Origin of the sequence: Dyella halodurans (assembly GCF_026283925.1) — a bacterium.
Taxonomy (GTDB): domain Bacteria; phylum Pseudomonadota; class Gammaproteobacteria; order Xanthomonadales; family Rhodanobacteraceae; genus Dyella; species Dyella halodurans.
On the sequence record NZ_JAPDPF010000008.1, the window covers coordinates 116,714 to 136,309 of the forward strand.

A 19,596-nucleotide genomic window follows, 5' to 3' on the forward strand; every position below is an offset into this window, starting at 1 on the left:
CCGCGCCCTGGTTGCCCGGCCGGCAAGGCGGCTGGCCCAGGCTTCCAAAGTGTGACGTGGATCACATTTTGTGTGCTACCGTGATGAAATCGAAACCATGTGTCGGCGTGTTCGGTGGGCCGGTGCCTGATCTCCGGTCGATTGTCGTGGGGATTCCACGGCCATGGAAGGCTGCAGCCTTCTGCAGGAGTGCGTTGCGATATGGCGCAGGCACCCGCGGTATCGGAATTCCGGTACCGCGCCTTCATCAGCTATAGCCACCAGGACAAGTCCTGGGCCGATTGGCTGCACAAGGCTTTGGAAACTTACCGTGTCCCCTCACGCCTGGTCGGCCAGCAGACGGCCGCGGGAACGATCCCGCGACGTCTCGTGCCGATCTTTCGCGACCGCGACGAATTGGCCAGCGCGACCGACCTGGGGCGCAAGGTCAATGAGGCGTTGGCCCAATCGGAGAACCTGATCGTCATCTGTTCGCCGCGCTCGGCGAGCTCGCACTGGGTGCAGGAGGAAGTGCTGGCCTTCAAGCGGCTGGGTCGCAGCGAACGCGTTTTTTGCCTGATCGTCGACGGCGAGCCCAATGCCAGTGATTGGCCGGGCCGGGAGGCCGAGGAATGCTTCGCGCCGGCGCTGCGTTTCCTACTGGACGCCCATGGGCAGCCGACCACGGCGCGCACCGAGCCGATCGCGGCGGACGCGCGCGCCGGCAAGGACAGTCGCGGCAAGGCCAAGCTGAAACTGATTGCCGGCATGCTCGATATCGGCTTCGATAGCCTGAGGCAGCGCGAGCTGCAGCGCCGTCATCGGCGCATGACGGCGATCACCGCAGCGGCACTGGTGGTCATGGCGGTCACCACCGCCCTGGCGATCAGGGCAACCATCGCGCAGCACGCCGCGGACGCGGCCAGCCAGCTTGCCGAACGTCGCCAGAAGCAGGCCGAGGACCTGGTCGACTTCATGCTTGGCGATCTCAATGACAAGCTGCAGGAGGTGAAGCGGCTCGACATCATGGCGTCCGTCGACGACAAGGCAATGGCGTATTTCGCTTCGCTGCCGCTCACCGATGTCACCGACCAGGCTCTGGCCCAGCGCGCCAAGGCCTTGGAAAAGATCGGCCGCATTCGCGAGGAACTGGGTCACCTGCCGGACGCCATGGCGTCTTACCAGGCCGCCGCGAAGCTCACCGCCGCGCTGGCCGCGGCCGCTCCCGCCGACACGTCGCGCCAGCTCCAGCACGCGCGCATCCTCACCTTCATTGGCCAGAACCACTGGTTCCAGGGACAGCTCGACGAGGCCCAGGCGAGCTTTGCGTCGGCGCAGGGCGTGCTGCGGCAGGCCGGGCCTCACGCACCGGATGATCTTGTGTTGCAGTTCGAGCTGGAGATGATCGACAACAATCTTGGCCATGTACTTGAGGCCCGCGGTCGGCTGGATGAAGCGTCCGTGCAATACAAAAGCGCACTCGACCTTTCCAGGAAACTGGTGGCGGCCGATCCCGGCAAGACCGAATGGGCTCTTGAGCTCGGCGGTGCGCACAATAACCTCGGCAAGATGGCCTTGCTGCACGGGGACCTTGTCACCGCCATCACCGAGTACGGCAACGATGACGCTATCGAAACTGAATTGGCGGAGCGCGACCCCAAGGACAATGGGCAAAGCGACGCCATGCTCACGGTACGGGCCATCCTGGGACGCACGCTGGCGTTGGCCGGTGATGACGAAACCGGCATGCATCATTTGCAGCAGGCGGTGCAAATGGCGACCGCGTTGGTGAAGCTCGATCCGCACAACAGCGGCTTTCAGCGAGACCTTGCCCACTATGCCCAGCAGCTGGCCCGGCTCAAACGCCTCAACGACGATCTGCCATCGGCGCAGGCACTGACCGCGCAGTCGCTATCGATATATCCCGAGCTGGTTCGGAAGAACCCCGACGACACAAGCTTGCAACGTGAGCTGGCCGAGGCGCAGACCGAGCAGGCTGCCGAAACCCTGGCCGTGGGCCAGGCGGATGCGGCGCGCGCACAGGTGCAGGCAGCGCTGCACACGTTGGAACCCTTGCTGCAACAACAGCCCCGCGACCGCTCGACCCTGCTTGCCACGCTCGCTGCGCAAGCCTTGCTGGCCAGGCTCAGCAACGACCCGGCCGCCGCCGCGCAGCTGCAGGCTGCGGTGGTGACGGCCGCGCAGGCCCAGATTCGCGGCCAGGGCGATCCGCGCCTGCTGGCCCTGCAGGTGGAGGCGCTGCTCGCGTTGGGTCGCAAGCCCGAGGCGCTGCCGCTGATCCGGCAGCTATGGCTGAGCGGTTATCGCGATGCGGCCCTGCTCGCGGTATTGCAGCGCGAACACATTGCTTATCCGGTCAATGCGGCGTTCCAGAAACAGCTGCTGGCGGCAACCAGCAGAGACGATCGCTAGGGAGGGTGCACAGGGCTGGCAGGGGAGGCGGAAACATCCACAAGCACGGGGACCAACCTCTCGCATAGGAGTTCACCATGAATCAGCAAGCCGAGCAGCACGTCGAGGTGAGTGTCGAGCTCAAGGACGATCTGAGCAAAGGCAACGACTACAACGTACTCGTCGTTGATGGTGGCAAGCACCACCACAGTTTCGAAAAGCTGAATGACTCCCGGCATATGCATACCATCACGTGGGTGCTCAAGGGCAACGCCAGTAGCGGTGAATTCTGCGCGCTTGATGACAAGGAAAATCCCGGTTTTGCGTGGCTCATCAAGAAACCCGACGAAAAGGTCTTTCATAAACTGCAGCGCGTCGGCAAGAACAAGCTCACCATCCACAATCACCATATCGACAAGACCAGCGAAGGAACCTGGCATTACCAGCTGTTCGCCCGCTTCGGTGACAAGGTGTTCGGCGTGCCGCTGACATTTGCCGCGGGCCCCGCGAACAACCCCAACCCATCGATAAAGAACAACTAGCACCTGGCGGACGCCGCTTGCCGCTTGGGGCAAGGCCAAAACGTCTCGACTTGGAATTCGCCGGGATGACCCGATAACGAAGGAACGACCTTCGCCGCCGCCGGAACACCGGCGGCGGGCATGTCTCATGCGTCGACATTCCACGTGAACGGGTGCGCCGATAGCGTCTGCCCGGGAGGTTCGAGATGGCTTTGTTTGCCCGACATGCAAGCGGTCTCCGGCTTGAGCGGATGCAGGCGTCCGCGCAGTACGCCGGCGATGGCTTCGTCAATACCTACCCTTCCAGCGCGCAGCTTGTGCGCGAGAACCGTCCCTCGCTGGTCGACTTTGTCTTTGGCGGCGAAGGACGTACCCCGGGTCAACCCTTGCCCGCGCTCGATCCGCGCAGCGTCTGGACACGGCCCGTGGAAACGGGCCTGCGCGCCACCTGGCTGGGACACTCGACGGTACTACTGGAGATCGACGGCCACCGCGTATTGACGGATCCGGTGTGGGGACAGCGCGCCTCGCCGTTTTCCTTTTTCGGGCCCAAGCGCTTCCAGCCGGTGCCAGTCGATATAGCGCAACTGCCGCCGCTCGATGCGGTGCTTATCTCGCACGATCACTACGACCATCTCGACTACCCGAGCATTCGCGCGCTGGCCGCCTTGCAGGTGCCGTTCGTCACCTCACTGGGCGTGGGCGTGCATCTGGAAGCGTGGGGCGTGCCGGCGGAACGCATCACCGAACTGGATTGGTGGGAGCACACCGTCTTGCCAGGTGGACTGACCATCACCGCGGCACCTTCGCATCATTTCTCCGGGCGTGGCTTGCACGATCGCAACGCCACGCTGTGGTCGTCGTTTGCCTTGCGTGGAGAGCGGCATGCAGTGTTTTTCAGCGGCGACACCGGCCTGTCGCCGGTCTTCACCGAAATCGGTCAGCGCCTGGGGCCATTCGACCTGGTGATGATCGAGGTCGGCGCGTTTCATCCCTCCTGGGGCAATGTGCACCTGGGCCCGGACAATGCGCTGGAGGCCTGGGCCCAACTAGGCAGCGGTCGCCTGCTGCCGGTGCATTGGGGCACCTTCAATCTGGCCATGCATCCCTGGGCCGAGCCGGCGGAAGTGTTGCTCGCCAAGGCACCCGAAGGGCTGCTGATGCCGCGTCTGGGCGAACCGGTGGAGCCGGTCCAGGTGGAAGGCGTGCAGCCGTGGTGGCGGGGTGTGGCTCCGGGCCAATGGCAAGGCCCGGCGCTCGAGGCGGCCGAATTCCTGGCCATGCGCACGAACGACTAGGCTCCCGCATTTTCAGAGCCGCGGCATGGCGCGTCAGGGCGAAACCGCTTCCTTTGCAGCGCTGAGAATGTCGCCACCTCGCGGAACCTGGACCAGCGCGGCCGTCGACAAGGCCGATGATTGCGCAGGTGGGAGCGGGAAGGCCTGCGCCGCTCCGCTCCACGTACCGAGGTGAACGAGTTCGCGCACGACATTGCGATGCTGTAGCGTGCGGCCGCTGTTCTCACCGGCACCAATACGAACGCTGAGCATGTGCGGGTCATAACGCACCAGCCAGACATCACAAGGTGCGGACGGCTGGCCTGCACCCACGACGACTTGACCTTGCTTCCAATCGATCGAAGGGCCGCTGCTATTGGCATGCGCGATGGCGTCGGCGAGCTGGGCGCGATCCGTCCCCACGATGTCCGTGTGGCCATTGATATAGATTTGCGGCGTCCAGACGTTGTCGTGCTTGTGCGCGCGCGCGTAGTCCCATTGCCGCTGCGTATAGGCATCGCGGGCGAAGGTGTCCTTCCAGCCAAGATCATCCCAATACGTCACGCCGAACGACAGCGCAAGAATGTCTGGCTGTCCGGCGATCGCATTGAGGTTGGCTTGCGCGGGTGGACACGATGAACAGCCCTGGCTCTGGAACAGTTCCACCACCACCAGGCGTTGTCGCTGCGTTGATGGCGAGTCCTGGGCTTGGCTCAGCGCACTGAAGCCGAGCAACGCGACAGCGCCGAGCAGCGTCTGGTGCAGCCTGCTGAAGATCATGGCCATGCAGCTCTCCGGGCAAGGACGAAGCTTGGGGCGGGCTTAGCTTACCCCTACGTGATTGCTTCGCCGCATCGCCTGCGTCGGTTACACGACACGCCCTCTTGTGCGGGCAAGCGCCCATTGCAGCGAAGTCGGCCCGGCGCCGCGCTGGACGCACGGTATAGCCGCGTCTGCAGTTTGAAGTGGAAGCGCAGGGGACAAAGTCTGGACAGGTGACCAGACGGGCCGGGGCTTGATCCCGCAGCCGGCGAAGAAGCGATGGATTGACGGGATCTTGCTCGTCCGTCTTTCCAGGCGACTCCACCCTGCTGCACGCCGCGCTCACGGCGGCGTGCTGGCAGGTGTTCGTACCGGCTTAGCGCCGGAAACGCGTATTGGGTGCCAGCGGCTTTGACGGAGCGGTACCCGAGTGGTTTGGCTCGCGTGCGAACTGATTGGTGGTCTTGTAGCTGACTTGCGATCCCTCGGCCTTGCTTGGGTTCGCGTCCGGCGCAGTTTTTACGACCGCACCGCTGTAAACGCTATGGATATTGGCGAGTGAGAGTGCTTTGGGAAACGGATTCATTCGGTCGCTCTGAGTTGAGCCTGATCCAGATGATCAGGGTGAATCATCGTTTCGAAACCTCGATTGCTGAGGCGCTAGGTGCGGTGGGCACGAGCAGCGGATGCATAGAGGCATGAGCGGCGGGCACCCACACGTTCCTTCACCATACGCTAGTTGGCCGGCGGGTCAAGCGCTTTTCGGCGGCGGCGCCCCTGGGTGCCAGGGCGGCCTCAGTGCATGCGGTGGTACCAAAGGACCTCGCGGCCAAGCGGAGTGAGCGAGACCTTGGATCGGCCAAGCCTGACCAAGTTCTCCTTGAGCAGACCGCGCAAGTCGCTCAGGTGGCCAACCGCGCCCAAGGATATGGGGCACTCATGATCGATCCCACGCAGCAGTACCCACTGGGACAGTGTCAGGGTTGCCGGGTGATGCATGAGGTTCTCCGCCAGTGAAGCATGAACTTCATCCGAGAAGGGCTGGCGGCAGGCGCTCCCGGCATCTGCAAGGCTGCATCTTCAAATCGACCCGCCGGCTTTGGACGGCCAATCGGACCGCCGGCCCCGCAACCGCCGTTCGAGCTTGCCGTTACCGCCAAGGCTCGCCCTTGATGGATCGGACAAGCGTGAGACGGCGCGCCGTCTCCTGCGCTTTCTTGCTGTCCTGGGCCAGCAGCAACGACTGCCGCCGCGTCAACGGGACCGGCGCTGCCGCGGGTGCCAGGTAACCCATCTGGCGCGCGATCCGACGGGCGCGATCGAGCCAGGTATCGAAACGAGTGTGAAGCTGCGATCTTGAAGTCGAGCGCGCGATCATGGGAGGACCTTCGTCGACGCTGGCGATCGTCAGGTAATCGCCGTTACGTAGTAAGGATGACGGTGCGCCGGATCGCATTAACAGGCTGTGATGAAGCGTGTCTGCTGACTCGACGCAGCACACCCCTCGTCGGTTTTTCCCGAGTTGAGGCGTGCATGGAAGTGCATCGCAGCACGGCTTTAAGCCACACGATCAGGGCGCACTCCGAACATCGGAATGCGCCCTTGTGTGGTCGGTTGTTCGATCAGCGCAGACCGCCGCCTGCAAACAGGTGTTCGCCAGTCAGCCAGGCCGAGTCGTCGGAAGCGAGGAAGGTGACGATCGTGGCGATATCGTGCGGCTGGCCTATGCGGCCAAGCGGCGTGTTGGCGACGGCGTGCGATTCGAATTCAGAGCCGATAAAGCCTGCCGTGTGCGCGCCTTCCGTTTCGACCATGCCGGGATTGACCGCATTGACGCGAATCTTGCGCGGGCCAAGCTCACGCGAGAGCACGCCGGTAATCGCATCCACGGCGCCCTTGGTGGCGGTGTATACCGAGCTGCCGGGAGGCACGACGCGAGTAACCAGCGAACCGATATTAATCACGCTGGAACCTTCGCCCAGGTGCTTGGCCGCCGCCTGCGTGGTCAGCAGCAGGCCAAGCACGTTGACGTTGAACTGCTTGTTGAAATGCTCTTCGGTGATGTCTTCGAGCGGGGCAAACTCGTAGACGCCCGAATTGTTGACCAGGACATCGAGCTTGCCGAAATGCTTGATGGCGGCGTCGACGATGCCTTTCGCATCGGCGGCCTTGGAGACATCACCGCCTACCGACACTGCCTTGCCGCCGGCCGCGGCAATCTCGGCAACCACGGCGTCGGCGCCCGCCTTGCTCGACGCATAGTTCACGACGACCGATGCACCGGCGGCAGCGAGCGACTTGGCGATGGCGGCGCCAATGCCTTTGGATGCGCCGGTGACGATGGCGACTTTACCTTTGAGCTTGCTCATGACGTGTTCCTTTGGAGGGAGGGAGAGGCACGATCTACTTCAATAGTTCGCAACATATGAACTTCTGAACTAATTATCAAGAGCTGATAAAATCAAACGATGAGGCCCCTGACCCACCCGTCGCTGGAAGACATAACCGTAGAGGGCATCCTGCATGCGCTATCGGACCCCGTGCGCGTGGCGATCTTCGCGGAGCTGGCTGGGTCCGCCTGCGCCCACACCTGCTCGAACTTCCTGCAGGTGAGCGACCGCAGCATTCCGAAGTCCACGCTTTCGCAGCATTTCCGCGCGTTGCGGGAGGCGGGGTTGATACGCAGCGAGCGGCATGGCGTGGAAATGCACAACAGCTCTCGCCGCGAAGAAATCGAACAGCGCTTTCCGGGCTTGCTCGCCGCGATCATGAATGCACACCGCATTCAATCCACCAGCCGCTCGCGTCCAGCGAAACGACAGGCTGCCACGTCGAAGGCGAAGGCAGGATGATGTTGGTGTCGCGCGGTGGTCTGAGATGGTGCGTCACGCCACGCCGCGTCCCCGCGCTCGCGGCAGGCATCATGCACGAAGCGGGCAGTTGGCTGACTTCGTAATAGGGCAATGCCTGCATAAAGGCGTTTCCAGTCGCGGCATCCTACCTACGTCTGATCGGTCCTCTGTTAGATCCAGACGCCATGAGTCGGTCCTCTACCCCCTAGAATCGGCTCATCGGCCCCCCGCAAGGGGGGCCTTTCTTTGTCCGTTCTTAGAGCCTGTTCACGATCTCCGCGTAGCCCGCGTTGAGTGCGTGTGCCCGCCAGGGAGTGGTGCGTGGCGAAGCGCCTGCACGCGGGGAGGCGCCATGCATGGCGCCGGCTTTGAGGAGCGAGGACTGGTTGTCAGGTCGAGCCGCGCGCCGGTTCCTGGCGGGCACACGCACTCAACCCTTCGGGCCGGGTCTGTTTGCCCCCAGCCCCGCGTCATCACTCAGTCGTGTACGGACGTACACTCCTTCGTTCTTCCTTGGTCTGCGCGCAAACAGCTCCCGGCGCGGGCCACGCGGAGATCGTGAACAGGCTCTTAGGCCGCGCCCTGGCCCGCGCAAGCAAGCTCAGCTCGCAGCACCGTTCAGGTAATCCAGCGTGGCTTGCAGCATGGACGCCATGCCGATCTTGAGTGCGGCTTCGTCCATGAAGAATTTCGGCGAGTGGTTGGCAGGCGCCTTCGAGGCATCCTGTCCAACCGGCGTGGAGCCAACGAAGAAGTAGACGCTGGGCACTGCCTTGGCGAAATAGGCGAAGTCTTCCGAGGCCATCCACGGCTTGGCTTCGATCGCGTGGTCGCTGCCGATCGCCTTGCCGATGCTGGCGCGCACGCGCGCAGCCAGCGCAGGGTCATTCACCAGCACCGGGTTGCTGTCGCCAACGGGAATGGTGGCGTCCACGGTGGCGCCATTGGCCTGGGCAATGTGATCGGCGATGCTCTTGAGGTTGTCGATGGCCTGCTGGCGCATGACCGGATCGAAGGTGCGCAGCGTGCCTTGCAGCTCCACCTTGTCGGGCACGATGTTGAAGCGTTCGCCGCCTTCGACGATGCCGAAGCTGAGCACGGCAGGGAGGTCACCGATATTGAGTTTGCGACTCACGATGGTCTGGGCGGCACTGATGATTTCTGCCGACGTGACGATGGGATCCACGCCATTCCAGGGCAAGGCGCCGTGGGTCTGGCGGCCGTGCACGACCAGCTTGAACCAGTCCGAGCCGGCCATCGTCGGGCCCGGGCGCACGGCAACTGTGCCGGTGTTGAGCGCGCTGACCACGTGCATGCCGAACATCGCATCCGGCTTGAAGTCGCGGAACACGCCTTCCTTCAGCATCAGCGAGGCGCCACCTTCTTCGCCAGGGGGCGCACCTTCCTCGGCGGGCTGGAACACGAACATCACTTCGCCGGGCAGGTCCTTCTTCATGCCGGCCAGCACGGTCGCCAGTCCAAGCAGCATAGCCGTGTGCGCGTCGTGGCCGCAGGCGTGCATCACGCCGGTCTGCTTGCCGCGATACTCACCCTTGGCCTTGGAGGCGAAGGGCAGATCCACTTCCTCGGTCACCGGTAGGGCATCCATATCGGCACGGATGGCCAGCTTCGGTCCGGGCTTGCCACCCTTGAGGATGCCGATCACGCCGGTATGGGCGATGCCCGTGTGCACTTCCAGGCCTAGCTTCTTCAGTTGTGCTGCGACCAGGGCGGACGTGCGTGTCTCGCGGTTGCTCAGTTCCGGGTGCTGGTGGATATCGCGTCGCCACGCCGTGACCTGCGGCAGCTCGCCCTGCACGAGTTGTGCGGTGTCGGTGGCATCAGCGGATCCACACACGGCGGCGGCGATGGAAAGGGACAGGGCAAGCACGGTACGGCGCATGAGGTGTCTCCTGGAAGGTCAGCCGATCCTAGCGCGTTTGGCGACGCGCACGGCCGCGTCGCCAAACACCGTCTGTCCGCTCTCGCTGAAGGCGAGGCGAAGCGACCGGGCCATCAGGCTTGGCGCGCCGATCGGCTGGCCCGCCAGGGTGGCCGGCAGCGCCTTCTACTTCGCGATGCTGAAGTCGATCTCGATCGGATAGGGCTTGGGCTGTGCCGGTGGCGCCGGCAGCATCCAGCTGGCGAACTGGCCGGCCATGCATTTGGCTACGGCCGTTTGCGGCTGCACATCGATCTGCACCAGGCGGCCATCCGCCGTGACGTTGGCCACCAGGGTGAAGGGGCCTTTGTCCGTCGGCTTGTTGCTATCGATGCAGGACTTGTAAGCGTCCGTGGTCGGTTTGCCGATGCGATCCCATACCTGCTTCTGATAGGCCGGCCCAGTGGCCGCACCTTCGGCCAGCTTGGCCTGGGTGACGCGCGCGTGGAAGTCGGCGCCGGCAGCGGGGCTCAGTTGCAGGGCAAGGGCGAGCAGGGCGGACATGGCGGCTCCGGCGGTTCAGGAAATTTCACGTTAGCAGTTAAGCAGCTTGCGTTCACGCTGGCGACTCGACGCACGGTTATGGTGCCGTCATTCCATCCGGGGGAGGCTGCGATGAAGGTGATACTTCGCCCAGGCGTGATGCTGATGGCGATGCTGGCGTGCAGCGGCACACCCGCGGCGGAATCCACCCAGGTGCAACGTGCTGATGGCGCGATGACCCCGCTGCTGGTGTATGAGCCTGCGTCCGCGAAGGCCTGTCCGCCGCTGTTGCTGATCTCGCACGGCGCCGGCGGCAGCGAGCAAGGTTATGCCTATCTGGCCCGGGCCATGAGCGAGGACGGCTGGCGTGCGATCGTCATGGGGCACCGTGAAAGTGGCAACGCCTCGTTGCGCGCCGACGTCCGCCAACACGGCCTGAAGGAAGGCATCGGCGTGCTGGTGACCGACGCCCACGCGTATCGCGCCCGCTTCATGGATATCGACGCGGCGACCCAGTGGGCTGAAAAGCGCTGCCACGCGCCGTATCGGGCCCTGCTGGGTCATTCGATGGGCGCCATCACGGTCATGCTGGAAGCGGGAGCGACCAATCGTCTCGGCGTCCAGGGCAAGGGTGGGTTCGACGCCTATGTCGCCTTGTCGCCGGAAGGACCGGGGCGCGTATTTCCAGCTGGGGCGTGGGCGCCGATCCACGCGCCGATGCTGCTGCTGACTGGCACGCGCGATGGCGGCCTGGATGGCGACTATCGCTGGCGTACCCAGGCCTTCGATGGCCTGGGACCGGGCTGCCATTGGCTGGGCGTCATCGACGGCAGCAGCCATCTCAACTTTGCCGGGGTAGGTCTGTCGGGCAAGACCGAGACGGCGACGGTCAGCCTGGTGCGCTCCTACCTCGATGGCTTGCGTGGCGGCCATTGTGGCGAGCCGCCACATTTGGCCGGGGTGGAGGTGCGCAACAAGTAGCGCCGCGTCAGGGCAGGTGTTCGCTGGCGAGGTATTCCTCGCTCTGCATCTCGATCAGGCGCGACTCCGTGCGCCCGAATTCGGCACGCAGCCGTTCGCCGTCATACAGTTCGGTGATCGGCGCCGCCGCCGAAAGAATCAGCTTCACGTGGCGATCATAGAATTCGTCCACCAGCGAAACGAAGCGGCGCGCGGCATCGTCCGTGTAGATGGTGAACTGCGGCACGTTCGAAATGATGATCTCCGGGCCGGCCTTGGCCAGCTCGATATAGTCGGCGACCGCACGCGGGCCTTCGCACAGCGCGGCAAACTCGAACCACAAGATATTCCTGGCGCGTTTGCGCAGCGGAATGGGACGGTCGTTGAGGATGATCTCGCCGCCTTCCTGCACTTCACCGTCGGCCTGGCTGGCGAAGATGCGCGCGAGCGCGCGCTCGGCTTCCTGGCCTGGAGGCGTGTGATACACCGGCGCCTGGGACAGTGCGCGCAGGCGCCAGTCATGCGAGGAAATCATCTGCACGACTCGGCAGTGCTGCTCGATCAAGGCGATGGCAGGCAGGAAGCGCGCGCGTTGCAGGCCGTCCTTGTACAGATTGGCCGGTGCCGTGTTGGATGTGGTCACCAGGCAGACCCCGCGTGCGAACAATGACTCAAGCAGGGTGGCGAGGATCATCGCATCGCCGATGTCGTTGACCAGGAACTCGTCCAGGCACAGCACGCGGCAGCGCCCGGCGATGTTCGCGGCGACCTCGAGCAAGGGATCCTGGCGTTCGCCCAGGGCACGCAGCTGGTCGTGCACTTCGCCCATGAAGCGGTGGTAGTGGCGACGCAGTGCCATCCCATGCGGCAGGCTGGCGACGAAAAGGTCCATGAGGAACGTCTTGCCGCGGCCGACGCTACCCCACAGATACAGGCCGGGCACGCCCTCGCGGGTGTCGTTGCCGAGCAGGGACTTCAGACGTCCAAACAGGCCGCCGTTGTCGACCGTGGCCGCGATCAGCGCTGCATGCATGCGGTTGAACTCGGGCAGCAGCGCCTGTTGGGCCGGGTCGGCCTCCCAGCGATGGGCGGCGACGCCTTCCTGGTAACGGGCGCTGGGCGCGAGCAGGGGGGAATCAGTCATCGGTACGGCAAACTCTCAGGGCGCTACGCGGCAAGGCGCGGCAGCTGGCACGGTGGATGGAATCGAGATGGCATCAGCGCTGGCGCAGCGGCGGCAGCCAGGTCTGGATCGCATGCTTCACGGCGCCGCGCAGATCCATCAGGCGTCGATGGAAGAAGTGGCTGGTCTCCGGCATGCGCACCAGCTCGGGCGGATGCTCCATGCCGTCGATCCAGTCGAACACCGCCTGCGGATCGACCACCTCGTCTTCCTCCCCCTGGACGACCAGCCAAGGACAGGCGGGCAGGGCGATGCCTTCGAATGGCCAACGGCCGGCAGGCGGCGCAATGCTGATCAAGGCATCGGCGTGCAGGCGCACGGCATTGCGGATCGACACATAGCTGCCGAAGGAAAAGCCGGCCAGCCACACCGAATCGTCCGGACGCGTGCGACGAACCCACGCCACCACGGCAGCCAGGTCGTCGCCTTCGCCATTGCCGTTGTCATAACTGCCCTCGGATTCACCGGTGCCGCGGAAATTGAATCGCACGGTGTCCAGCCCTGACTCGCGCAGCGCGCGCTCCACCATCGTCACCACCTTGTTGTGCATGGTGCCGCCTTGCAGCGGATGCGGATGGCAGATGACCGCCGTGCCATGGCGCGCCTCTTCCGGCAAGGCCACGTCGCTGATGGCTTCGAGCTTGCCGGCGGGGCCGCTGAGCGCGAAGCTGGCAGCCTCTGCGGGAAATTGGTCGGGCTGGGTAGGGAGCATGACGGGATTCATGGCCATGATGATAACCGCCACGTGCGGCCGCCGGTCGCGCGAAGCAAGGCGACGTGCGTGAACAACCTGGCGCATACGTTGCTGGCGGGCGATGACGAACTGCTGCAGCTGGGTGGGCTGATGGGCGATTTCGTGCACGGCAAGCCCGATCCCGCCCTGCCCGAACGGCTGATCACGGGTATCCGCCTGCACCGCGCCATCGACGTCTACACCGACAGTCATCCTGAAGTCGTGGCGGCTCGTGCCTTGCTTCCGTCCCCGTATCGACGCTATGGCGGCATCCTGCTCGATATGTGGTTCGACCACCTGCTGGCGCTCGACTTCGAACGCTGGAGCGGGCGGGGGCTGGAGCCGTACTCCGCTGGCGTGCGCGACCTGCTGCGCCGCCATGAGTCGTCCCTGCCGACCGGACTGCAGCGTTTTCGCCTGTATATGGAGGCGCATGCGTTGCCGGCCGGCTACGCCCGTCCCGAAGAGATGGCCGCCGCCCTGGATGGCATTTCGCATCGGCTGAGCCGGGTGAACCCGGTGGGCGAGGCCTTGCCGGTGCTGACCGGGTTATCCGTGCCGTTGCACGGGCATTTCGAGACATTTTTTCCGCAGTTGCAGGGGTTCGCGCAGGGCTGGATCGAAGCGAATCCCTCCCTCTCCCCTCCGGGGAGAGGGCTGGGGTGAGGGGCCAATCTTGCGATGAGGCTTCTTTAGGCGGGCTTTTTTGAAGCGGGCTTCGTAGCCCCCTTCCCGCGAGCACCCGCCCTTTACCCCCTTTTAGGGGCTCATCCCAACCTTCTCCCCAAAGGGGAGATGGGGCAAACGAAAACGCCGCCCGATGGGCGGCGTTTATCGAAAGCTTGTTTGATCAGGCCTTACTTGGCCTGATCCACAATCCAATGCACTGCGTTCTTCACCTGCTCGTCGGTCAGCGCCGGGTTGCCGCCCTTGGCCGGCATCATGTTGCCATCCGGGCCCTTGTAGCCCTCGATGGCATGCTTGACCAGGGTGTCGAGGCCCTGGGCGATGCGCGGACCCCAGTTCGCCTTGTCACCCAGCTTCGGCGCACCGGCGACGCCAGCGGTATGGCAGCTATGGCACAGGTTGTCGTAAATCGTCTTGCCATCGGTGGAGCCACCGTAGGCGACCTGCGAGGCGGCGGCCTTGGCGGCGGCTTCCTGGGCGGCCTGCATGGCGGCGCGGCCGGTGTCACCGGCGTACACGGCACCGGCCGGTGCGATGCGTTCAGCGACCTGCTTCGGCGTCTCGGGGTTAACTTCCTTGGGCTCGCGGTCGTAGATCAACCAGGCACCACCGATCAGCATAAGGGTCAGCACACTAAGGCCCGCGATCAGCAGCGAAAAGCTGCGCATGAAGCTCTGGTCGGATTTGGTCAGGGAACCGCTCACGCAAGTACTCCGTATCAATGGACGGCCATGCAACCAAGATTGGGCATGGGTTCAGGCAACAAGGGCCGGATTATAGTCGAAGCTCGCGGCAAGTTTCAGGTCGACGCCGTGGGCGCGCGTGGTGCGTCGTAAAGTCGCTGTTTTCATGCAATATTCGGCAACTTGACATGATTGGCTGGTAAAACCCTGCCATCGGTCATAGGGCACCCATGTCAACTGGCATTGTCCAATGCCGTTGAACACACCCTATCCTTTCATCCGACATACAAGTCCGGCGCGCAGGGCGCGCTGTTGGGTCGGGTGGCCCGCCGTCTATTCTGGGAGTTTTTCATGTCGCGTTTTTGGAAGATCGCGCTGATCGCTGTGGCTGTGATCGTGGTGGGGGCCGTCGGCTTTCGTCTGCTACACAAGCCGGGTACCGAGGAAGGTGCCCAGGGGCAGCATCGCGGGCAGCGTCAAGGACAGGGCCAGGATGACGGCCAGGACAAGGATAAGGACGCAGCGCCGGTACCGGTGACGGTCGAGCACGTGGTCAAGCAGGATGTGCCGGTCTATCTGACCGCACTGGGCACCGTGCAGGCGCTCAACACCGTGACGGTGAACCCGCAGGTGAGCGGCCAGCTGCTGGCCATCAACTTCAAGGAAGGCCAGGAAGTGAAGAAGGGCGACCTGCTGGCGCAGATCGACCCGCGTCCCTTCCAGGCCACCTACGACCAGGCCGAGGCCAAGCAGCAGCAGGACGAAGCCCTGCTCGCCACGGCACAGAGCACCCTCAAGCGCAACGACGCACTGGTTGCCAAGGGCTATGTCGCCCAGCTCGACATGGACACTTTCCGCAACAACGTGACCAACCTCACCGCGACGGTGGCGGCGGACAAGGCGTCGCTGCGCGCGGCCAAGGTCAACCTGGACTACACCCGCATCATCTCGCCGATCGACGGCGTGGCCGGCATCCGCAATGTCGACCCGGGCAACGTGGTCACCACCACCACGGCCCTGGTCACGCTGACGCAGATCCATCCGATCTACGTGATGTTCAACCTGCCCGAGCAGAACCTGGAGATGGTGCGCAAGGCCGCCGCGGTCGGTAACGCGCTGGAAGTGCTGGCGCTGGACCGCGCCGACGCCCACACCATCGCCAACGACGGCCAGTTGAACGTGGTCGACAACCAGATCGACACCACCACAGGCACGTTCAAGCTGCGCTCGGTGTTTGCCAATACCGACAGCGCCCTGTGGCCGGGCCAGTTCGTGAACGTGCGCCTGAAGGTGCACACCGTGAGCGGCGGCCTGGTGATCCCGGGGCAAGCGGTGCAGCGCGGACCGGATGGCGACTACGTCTATCTTGTGCAGCAAGACCAGACGGTGAAGATGCAGCCGGTGAAGGTGGCAGGCGAAGTCGGCGACAGCCACGTGATGATCGGTTCGGGCCTGGCCCTGAACGATCCGGTGGTGACCGAAGGCCAGTTCCGCCTGAAGCCGGGCAGCAAGGTGAAGGCGCTCAAGCCGGGCGAAGTGCCGACGGCGCCGACCGCGGCGGAAGTGGACCAGGCCAAGAAGAAGGCCCAGCAGAACGGCGGTGGTCGCCGCGGCGGCTGATGCTGGATAGAGGCGAGGGATGAGTAGCGAGGGCGCGACAATCAGGCCTTTCGTGAGACTCCGCGGGAGCGCGGCGCCACGGACAGGCGCCCCCGCAACTCGCCCCCCGCCCCTCGCGTATCGACATAGCGTGCGACGACGACTCGCGTCCGCCACCTAACAGACGGCATTCCCCATGGGCTTCTCCACACTCTTCATTCGCCGACCGATCGCGACCTCGCTGCTGATGGTGGCGGTGCTGCTGCTCGGTATCCTGGGCTACCGCGAGCTGCCGGTCTCGGCCCTGCCTGAAATTTCGGCGCCGAGCCTGGTGGTCACCACGCAGTACCCGGGTGCCAGCGCCTCCACCATGGCCTCGCTGGTCACCACGCCGCTGGAACGCAATTTCGGCCAGATCTCCGGCCTGAGCATGATGACCTCCGACTCGTCGGCGGGCCTGTCCACCATCGTGTTGCAGTTTGCGATGGATCGCGACATCGACATCGCGGCGCAGGACGTGCAGGCGGCCATCAACCAGGCGCGCGGCACCCTGCCCAGCACGTTGCCGTATCCGCCGGTGTACAACCGCGTGAACCCGGCCGACGCGCCGATCATGACCTTAAAGCTCACGTCCGATAGCTTGCCGCTGCGCGACGTGAACAACTATGCCGACTCGATCCTGGCGCAGAAGCTGTCGCAGGTGCAGGGCGTGGGCCTGGTGTCGATCGCCGGCAACGTGCGCCCCGCGGTGCGCGTGCAGGTGAATCCGGCGCAGCTGGCCAATCTCGGCCTGACCATGGAAGACGTACGCAGCGCGCTCACCGAGGCGAACGTCAACGCGCCCAAGGGCACGCTCAACGGCGCCACGCAGTCCTACAGCATCGGCACCAATGACCAGCTGGCGACGGCCGTCGAGTACAAGAACACCATCATCGCGTACAAGAACAATGCGCCGGTGCGCCTGTCCGACGTCGCCAACGTCATCGATGGCGTGGAGAACGACCAGCTGGCCGCCTGGGCCAACGGCAAGCCCGCCGTGCTGCTGGACATCCGTCGCCAGCCGGGCGCCAACATCGTGCAGACGGTGGAGCAGATCCGCTCGATCATGCCGCAGTTGCGCAGCGTATTGCCGGCCGACGTGCATCTCGAAGTGTTCGCCGACCGCACCATCACCATCCGCGCCTCGGTCGAGGACGTGCAGTTCACCCTGATCCTCACCATCTTCCTGGTGGTGGCGGTGATCTTCGTGTTCCTGCGCCGCCTGTGGGCCACGGTGATTCCGTCCGTCGCGGTGCCGCTGTCGCTGATGGGCACGTTTGGCGTGATGGCCTTCACCGGCATGTCGCTGGACAACCTCTCGCTGATGGCGCTCACCGTCGCCACCGGCTTCGTGGTGGACGATGCGATCGTGATGATCGAGAACATCGTGCGCTACATCGAGCAGGGCAAGGACGGCAAGGAAGCGGCCGAGATCGGCGCGAAGGAAATCGGCTTCACCGTGCTGTCGCTGACCGTGTCGCTGGTGGCGGTGTTCCTGCCGCTGCTGCTGATGCCTGGCGTCACCGGCCGCCTGTTCCACGAGTTCGCCTGGGTGCTGACGATCGCGGTGACCATCTCGATGCTGGTGTCGCTGACGCTGACGCCGATGATGTGCGCCTACCTGTTGAAGCCCGATGCACTGCCGGAAGGCGATGACGCGCACGAGCGTCACGCGGCGGCGGGCAAGCGCACCACCTGGTCGCGCATCGTGGGCCTGTACGAGAGTTCGCTGGACTGGGTGCTCGAGCACCAGCGCCTGACCATCCTGGTGGCGGCGATCACGGTGGTGGTCACGATCTTCCTCTACATCGTGATTCCCAAGGGCCTGCTGCCCGAGCAGGACACCGGCCTGGTGACCGGCGTGGTGCAGGCTGACCAGAACGTCGCCTTCCCGCAGATGGAACAGCGCACCAAGGCGGTCGCCGACGCCCTGCGCCGCGATCCCGCCGTCACCGGCGTGGCCGCCTTCATCGGCGCGGGTTCGATCAACCCGACGCTCAACCAGGGTCAGCTCAGCATCGTGCTGAAGGACCGTGGTGATCGCGACAGCCTCGACACGGTGCTGGCGCGCCTGCAGAAGGAGGCCGCCGATATCCCGGGCGTGGCCTTGTATCTGAAGCCGGTGCAGGACGTGACCCTGGACAGCCGCGTGTCGGCCACCGAGTACCAGTACTCGATGTCGGATGTGAACGCGGCCGAGTTGTCGACCTATGCCAACCAGATGACCCAGGCACTGCGCGAGCGGCCGGAACTCTCCGACGTCGACAACAATCTTGCCGACCAGGGCACCTCGCTGAAGCTCACCATCGATCGCGAGAAGGCGAGCCGCCTCGGCGTGCCGGTGCAGACCATCGACGACACGCTGTACGACTCGTTTGGCCAGCGCCAGATCTCCACCATCTTCACCCAGCTCAACCAGTACCGCGTGGTGCTGGAAGTGGCGCCGCAGTTCCGCTCCAGTACGGCGCTGCTCAACCAGCTGACCGTGAAGAGCAATGGCAGCGGCGCGCTGACCGGCAGCAATGCGACGAGCTTCGGCCAGGTGGCATCGAGCAATTCGTCCACCAGCACCGGCCTTGGCGTGGCCAACACCGGCGTGGTCATCGGCGCCGGCGGCACCATTCCGCTCGCCTCGCTGGCGACTGCCGAAGTCACCAGCGCACCGCTGGTGGTCAGCCACCAGCAGCAGCTCCCCGCGGTGACCGTTTCGTTCAACCTGGCGCCGGGCTATTCGCTATCCGAGGCGGTGAAGGCGATCCATGACGTCGAGCAGCGGCTGAACTTCCCACCGCAGGTGCGCGGCCAGTTCGTCGGCAAGGCAGCGGAATTCTCCACCTCGCTGACCAACGAAGTGCTGCTGCTGGTGGCATCGATCGTGGTGATCTACATCGTGCTGGGCGTGCTGTATGAGAGCTACATCCACCCGTTGACGATCATCTCCACCTTGCCGCCTGCCGGCGTGGGCGCCTTGCTGGCGCTGATACTGTGCGGCATGAGCCTGTCGGTGGATGGCATCGTGGGCATCGTGTTGCTGATCGGTATCGTGAAGAAGAACGCGATCATGATGATCGACTTCGCCATCGAGGCGCAGCGCGAAGGCATGAAGCCGCACGAGGCGATTCGCCGCGCCTGCCTGCTGCGCTTCCGCCCGATCATGATGACCACGGCGGCGGCCATGCTTGGTGCCTTGCCGCTGGCCCTGGGCAACGGCATCGGCGCCGAATTGCGCCGGCCGCTGGGTGTGTCGATCGTCGGCGGCCTGCTGCTCTCGCAGCTGGTGACGCTGTACACCACGCCGGTGATCTACCTTTACATGGAGCGTTTCTCCGACTGGCTGCGCGAACGACGCGAGCGTCGTGCGCTGGACAGCGCGCAGGTGCGAGGAGCGATGTGACGTTGTTGCGACGATCCGCTGCGGCTCATCCCGCCGGAGTCGAAACGAAAGGGGCGCGATCTACGGGTCGCGCCCCTTTCGGCGTTTCCC

General features: G+C 64.5%; 16 protein-coding genes. 8 read left to right on the top strand and 8 right to left on the bottom strand.

The window, feature by feature from the left end; all coding sequences use genetic code 11:
• Positions 1-201 precede the first annotated feature (201 nt).
• From OUZ49_RS16095 to OUZ49_RS16105, 3 genes are all read left to right on the top strand, one after another.
• On the top strand, positions 202-2,412 hold the full coding sequence (locus OUZ49_RS16095) for a TIR domain-containing protein (RefSeq protein ID WP_266151583.1): 2,211 nt from the start codon (positions 202-204) through the stop codon (positions 2,410-2,412).
• Between the two features lie 77 nt (positions 2,413-2,489).
• Positions 2,490-2,933, top strand: a complete 444-nt coding sequence (locus OUZ49_RS16100) for a hypothetical protein (RefSeq protein WP_266151585.1) — start codon at positions 2,490-2,492, stop codon at positions 2,931-2,933.
• Between the two features lie 185 nt (positions 2,934-3,118).
• Positions 3,119-4,210 carry an MBL fold metallo-hydrolase gene (locus OUZ49_RS16105; protein ID WP_266151586.1) on the top strand — a complete coding sequence of 364 codons (1,092 nt, stop codon included), beginning with the start codon at positions 3,119-3,121 and terminating at the stop codon, positions 4,208-4,210.
• A gap of 33 nt (positions 4,211-4,243) precedes the next feature.
• On the opposite strand, the gene OUZ49_RS16110 is transcribed toward OUZ49_RS16105, so the two are convergent.
• The gene (locus tag OUZ49_RS16110; RefSeq protein ID WP_266151588.1) at positions 4,244-4,975 is read right to left on the bottom strand and encodes a DUF1223 domain-containing protein; all 732 of its coding nucleotides are present in this window, start codon (positions 4,973-4,975) and stop codon (positions 4,244-4,246) included.
• A gap of 1,598 nt (positions 4,976-6,573) precedes the next feature.
• Entirely contained in the window at positions 6,574-7,320 is a 747-nt protein-coding gene (locus OUZ49_RS16115; protein WP_266151589.1) for a glucose 1-dehydrogenase, read from the bottom strand.
• Between the two features lie 99 nt (positions 7,321-7,419).
• On the opposite strand from OUZ49_RS16115, the gene OUZ49_RS16120 reads away from it, so the two are divergent.
• A complete protein-coding gene (locus OUZ49_RS16120) occupies positions 7,420-7,803 on the top strand; it encodes an ArsR/SmtB family transcription factor (RefSeq protein WP_266151590.1) in 384 nt (127 codons plus the stop codon).
• Positions 7,804-8,404: 601 nt separating this feature from the next.
• Here OUZ49_RS16120 and OUZ49_RS16125 read toward each other — a convergent pair.
• Both OUZ49_RS16125 and OUZ49_RS16130 read right to left on the bottom strand, forming a co-directional pair.
• Positions 8,405-9,706 (bottom strand): amidohydrolase, encoded by a 1,302-nt coding sequence (locus tag OUZ49_RS16125; protein WP_266151591.1) that lies wholly within the window; start codon positions 9,704-9,706, stop codon positions 8,405-8,407.
• A 165-nt stretch (positions 9,707-9,871) separates the two neighbouring features.
• Positions 9,872-10,249, bottom strand: coding sequence for a peptidase C13 (locus tag OUZ49_RS16130; RefSeq protein ID WP_266151592.1), 378 nt, complete (start codon positions 10,247-10,249; stop codon positions 9,872-9,874).
• Positions 10,250-10,360: 111 nt separating this feature from the next.
• Between OUZ49_RS16130 and OUZ49_RS16135 the strand changes: the two genes are divergently transcribed.
• Positions 10,361-11,209, top strand: a complete 849-nt coding sequence (locus OUZ49_RS16135; protein ID WP_266151593.1) for an alpha/beta hydrolase family protein — start codon at positions 10,361-10,363, stop codon at positions 11,207-11,209.
• Positions 11,210-11,216: 7 nt separating this feature from the next.
• Here the strand turns inward: OUZ49_RS16135 and zapE are convergent, their stop codons facing one another.
• Both zapE and OUZ49_RS16145 read right to left on the bottom strand, forming a co-directional pair.
• On the bottom strand, positions 11,217-12,332 hold the full coding sequence (gene zapE, locus OUZ49_RS16140; protein WP_266151594.1) for a cell division protein ZapE: 1,116 nt from the start codon (positions 12,330-12,332) through the stop codon (positions 11,217-11,219).
• A 73-nt stretch (positions 12,333-12,405) separates the two neighbouring features.
• Positions 12,406-13,095, bottom strand: coding sequence for an alpha/beta hydrolase (locus OUZ49_RS16145; RefSeq protein ID WP_266151711.1), 690 nt, complete (start codon positions 13,093-13,095; stop codon positions 12,406-12,408).
• Positions 13,096-13,152: 57 nt separating this feature from the next.
• Here OUZ49_RS16145 and OUZ49_RS16150 point away from each other — a divergent pair, with 57 nt between their 5' ends.
• Positions 13,153-13,770 carry an acyl carrier protein phosphodiesterase gene (locus tag OUZ49_RS16150; RefSeq protein WP_266151595.1) on the top strand — a complete coding sequence of 206 codons (618 nt, stop codon included), beginning with the start codon at positions 13,153-13,155 and terminating at the stop codon, positions 13,768-13,770.
• Positions 13,771-13,961: 191 nt separating this feature from the next.
• On the opposite strand, the gene OUZ49_RS16155 is transcribed toward OUZ49_RS16150, so the two are convergent.
• Together OUZ49_RS16155 and OUZ49_RS16160 are read right to left on the bottom strand one after the other, a co-directional pair.
• The gene (locus OUZ49_RS16155) at positions 13,962-14,483 is read right to left on the bottom strand and encodes a c-type cytochrome (protein ID WP_380005342.1); all 522 of its coding nucleotides are present in this window, start codon (positions 14,481-14,483) and stop codon (positions 13,962-13,964) included.
• A gap of 63 nt (positions 14,484-14,546) precedes the next feature.
• Positions 14,547-14,738: a hypothetical protein gene (locus OUZ49_RS16160; RefSeq protein WP_266151596.1), complete on the bottom strand. Its 192-nt coding sequence runs from the start codon at positions 14,736-14,738 to the stop codon at positions 14,547-14,549.
• Between the two features lie 87 nt (positions 14,739-14,825).
• Here OUZ49_RS16160 and OUZ49_RS16165 point away from each other — a divergent pair, with 87 nt between their 5' ends.
• Together OUZ49_RS16165 and OUZ49_RS16170 are read left to right on the top strand one after the other, a co-directional pair.
• Positions 14,826-16,094: an efflux RND transporter periplasmic adaptor subunit gene (locus tag OUZ49_RS16165; RefSeq protein WP_266151597.1), complete on the top strand. Its 1,269-nt coding sequence runs from the start codon at positions 14,826-14,828 to the stop codon at positions 16,092-16,094.
• A 175-nt stretch (positions 16,095-16,269) separates the two neighbouring features.
• Positions 16,270-19,506, top strand: coding sequence for an efflux RND transporter permease subunit (locus OUZ49_RS16170; RefSeq protein WP_266151598.1), 3,237 nt, complete (start codon positions 16,270-16,272; stop codon positions 19,504-19,506).
• Positions 19,507-19,596 lie beyond the last annotated feature (90 nt).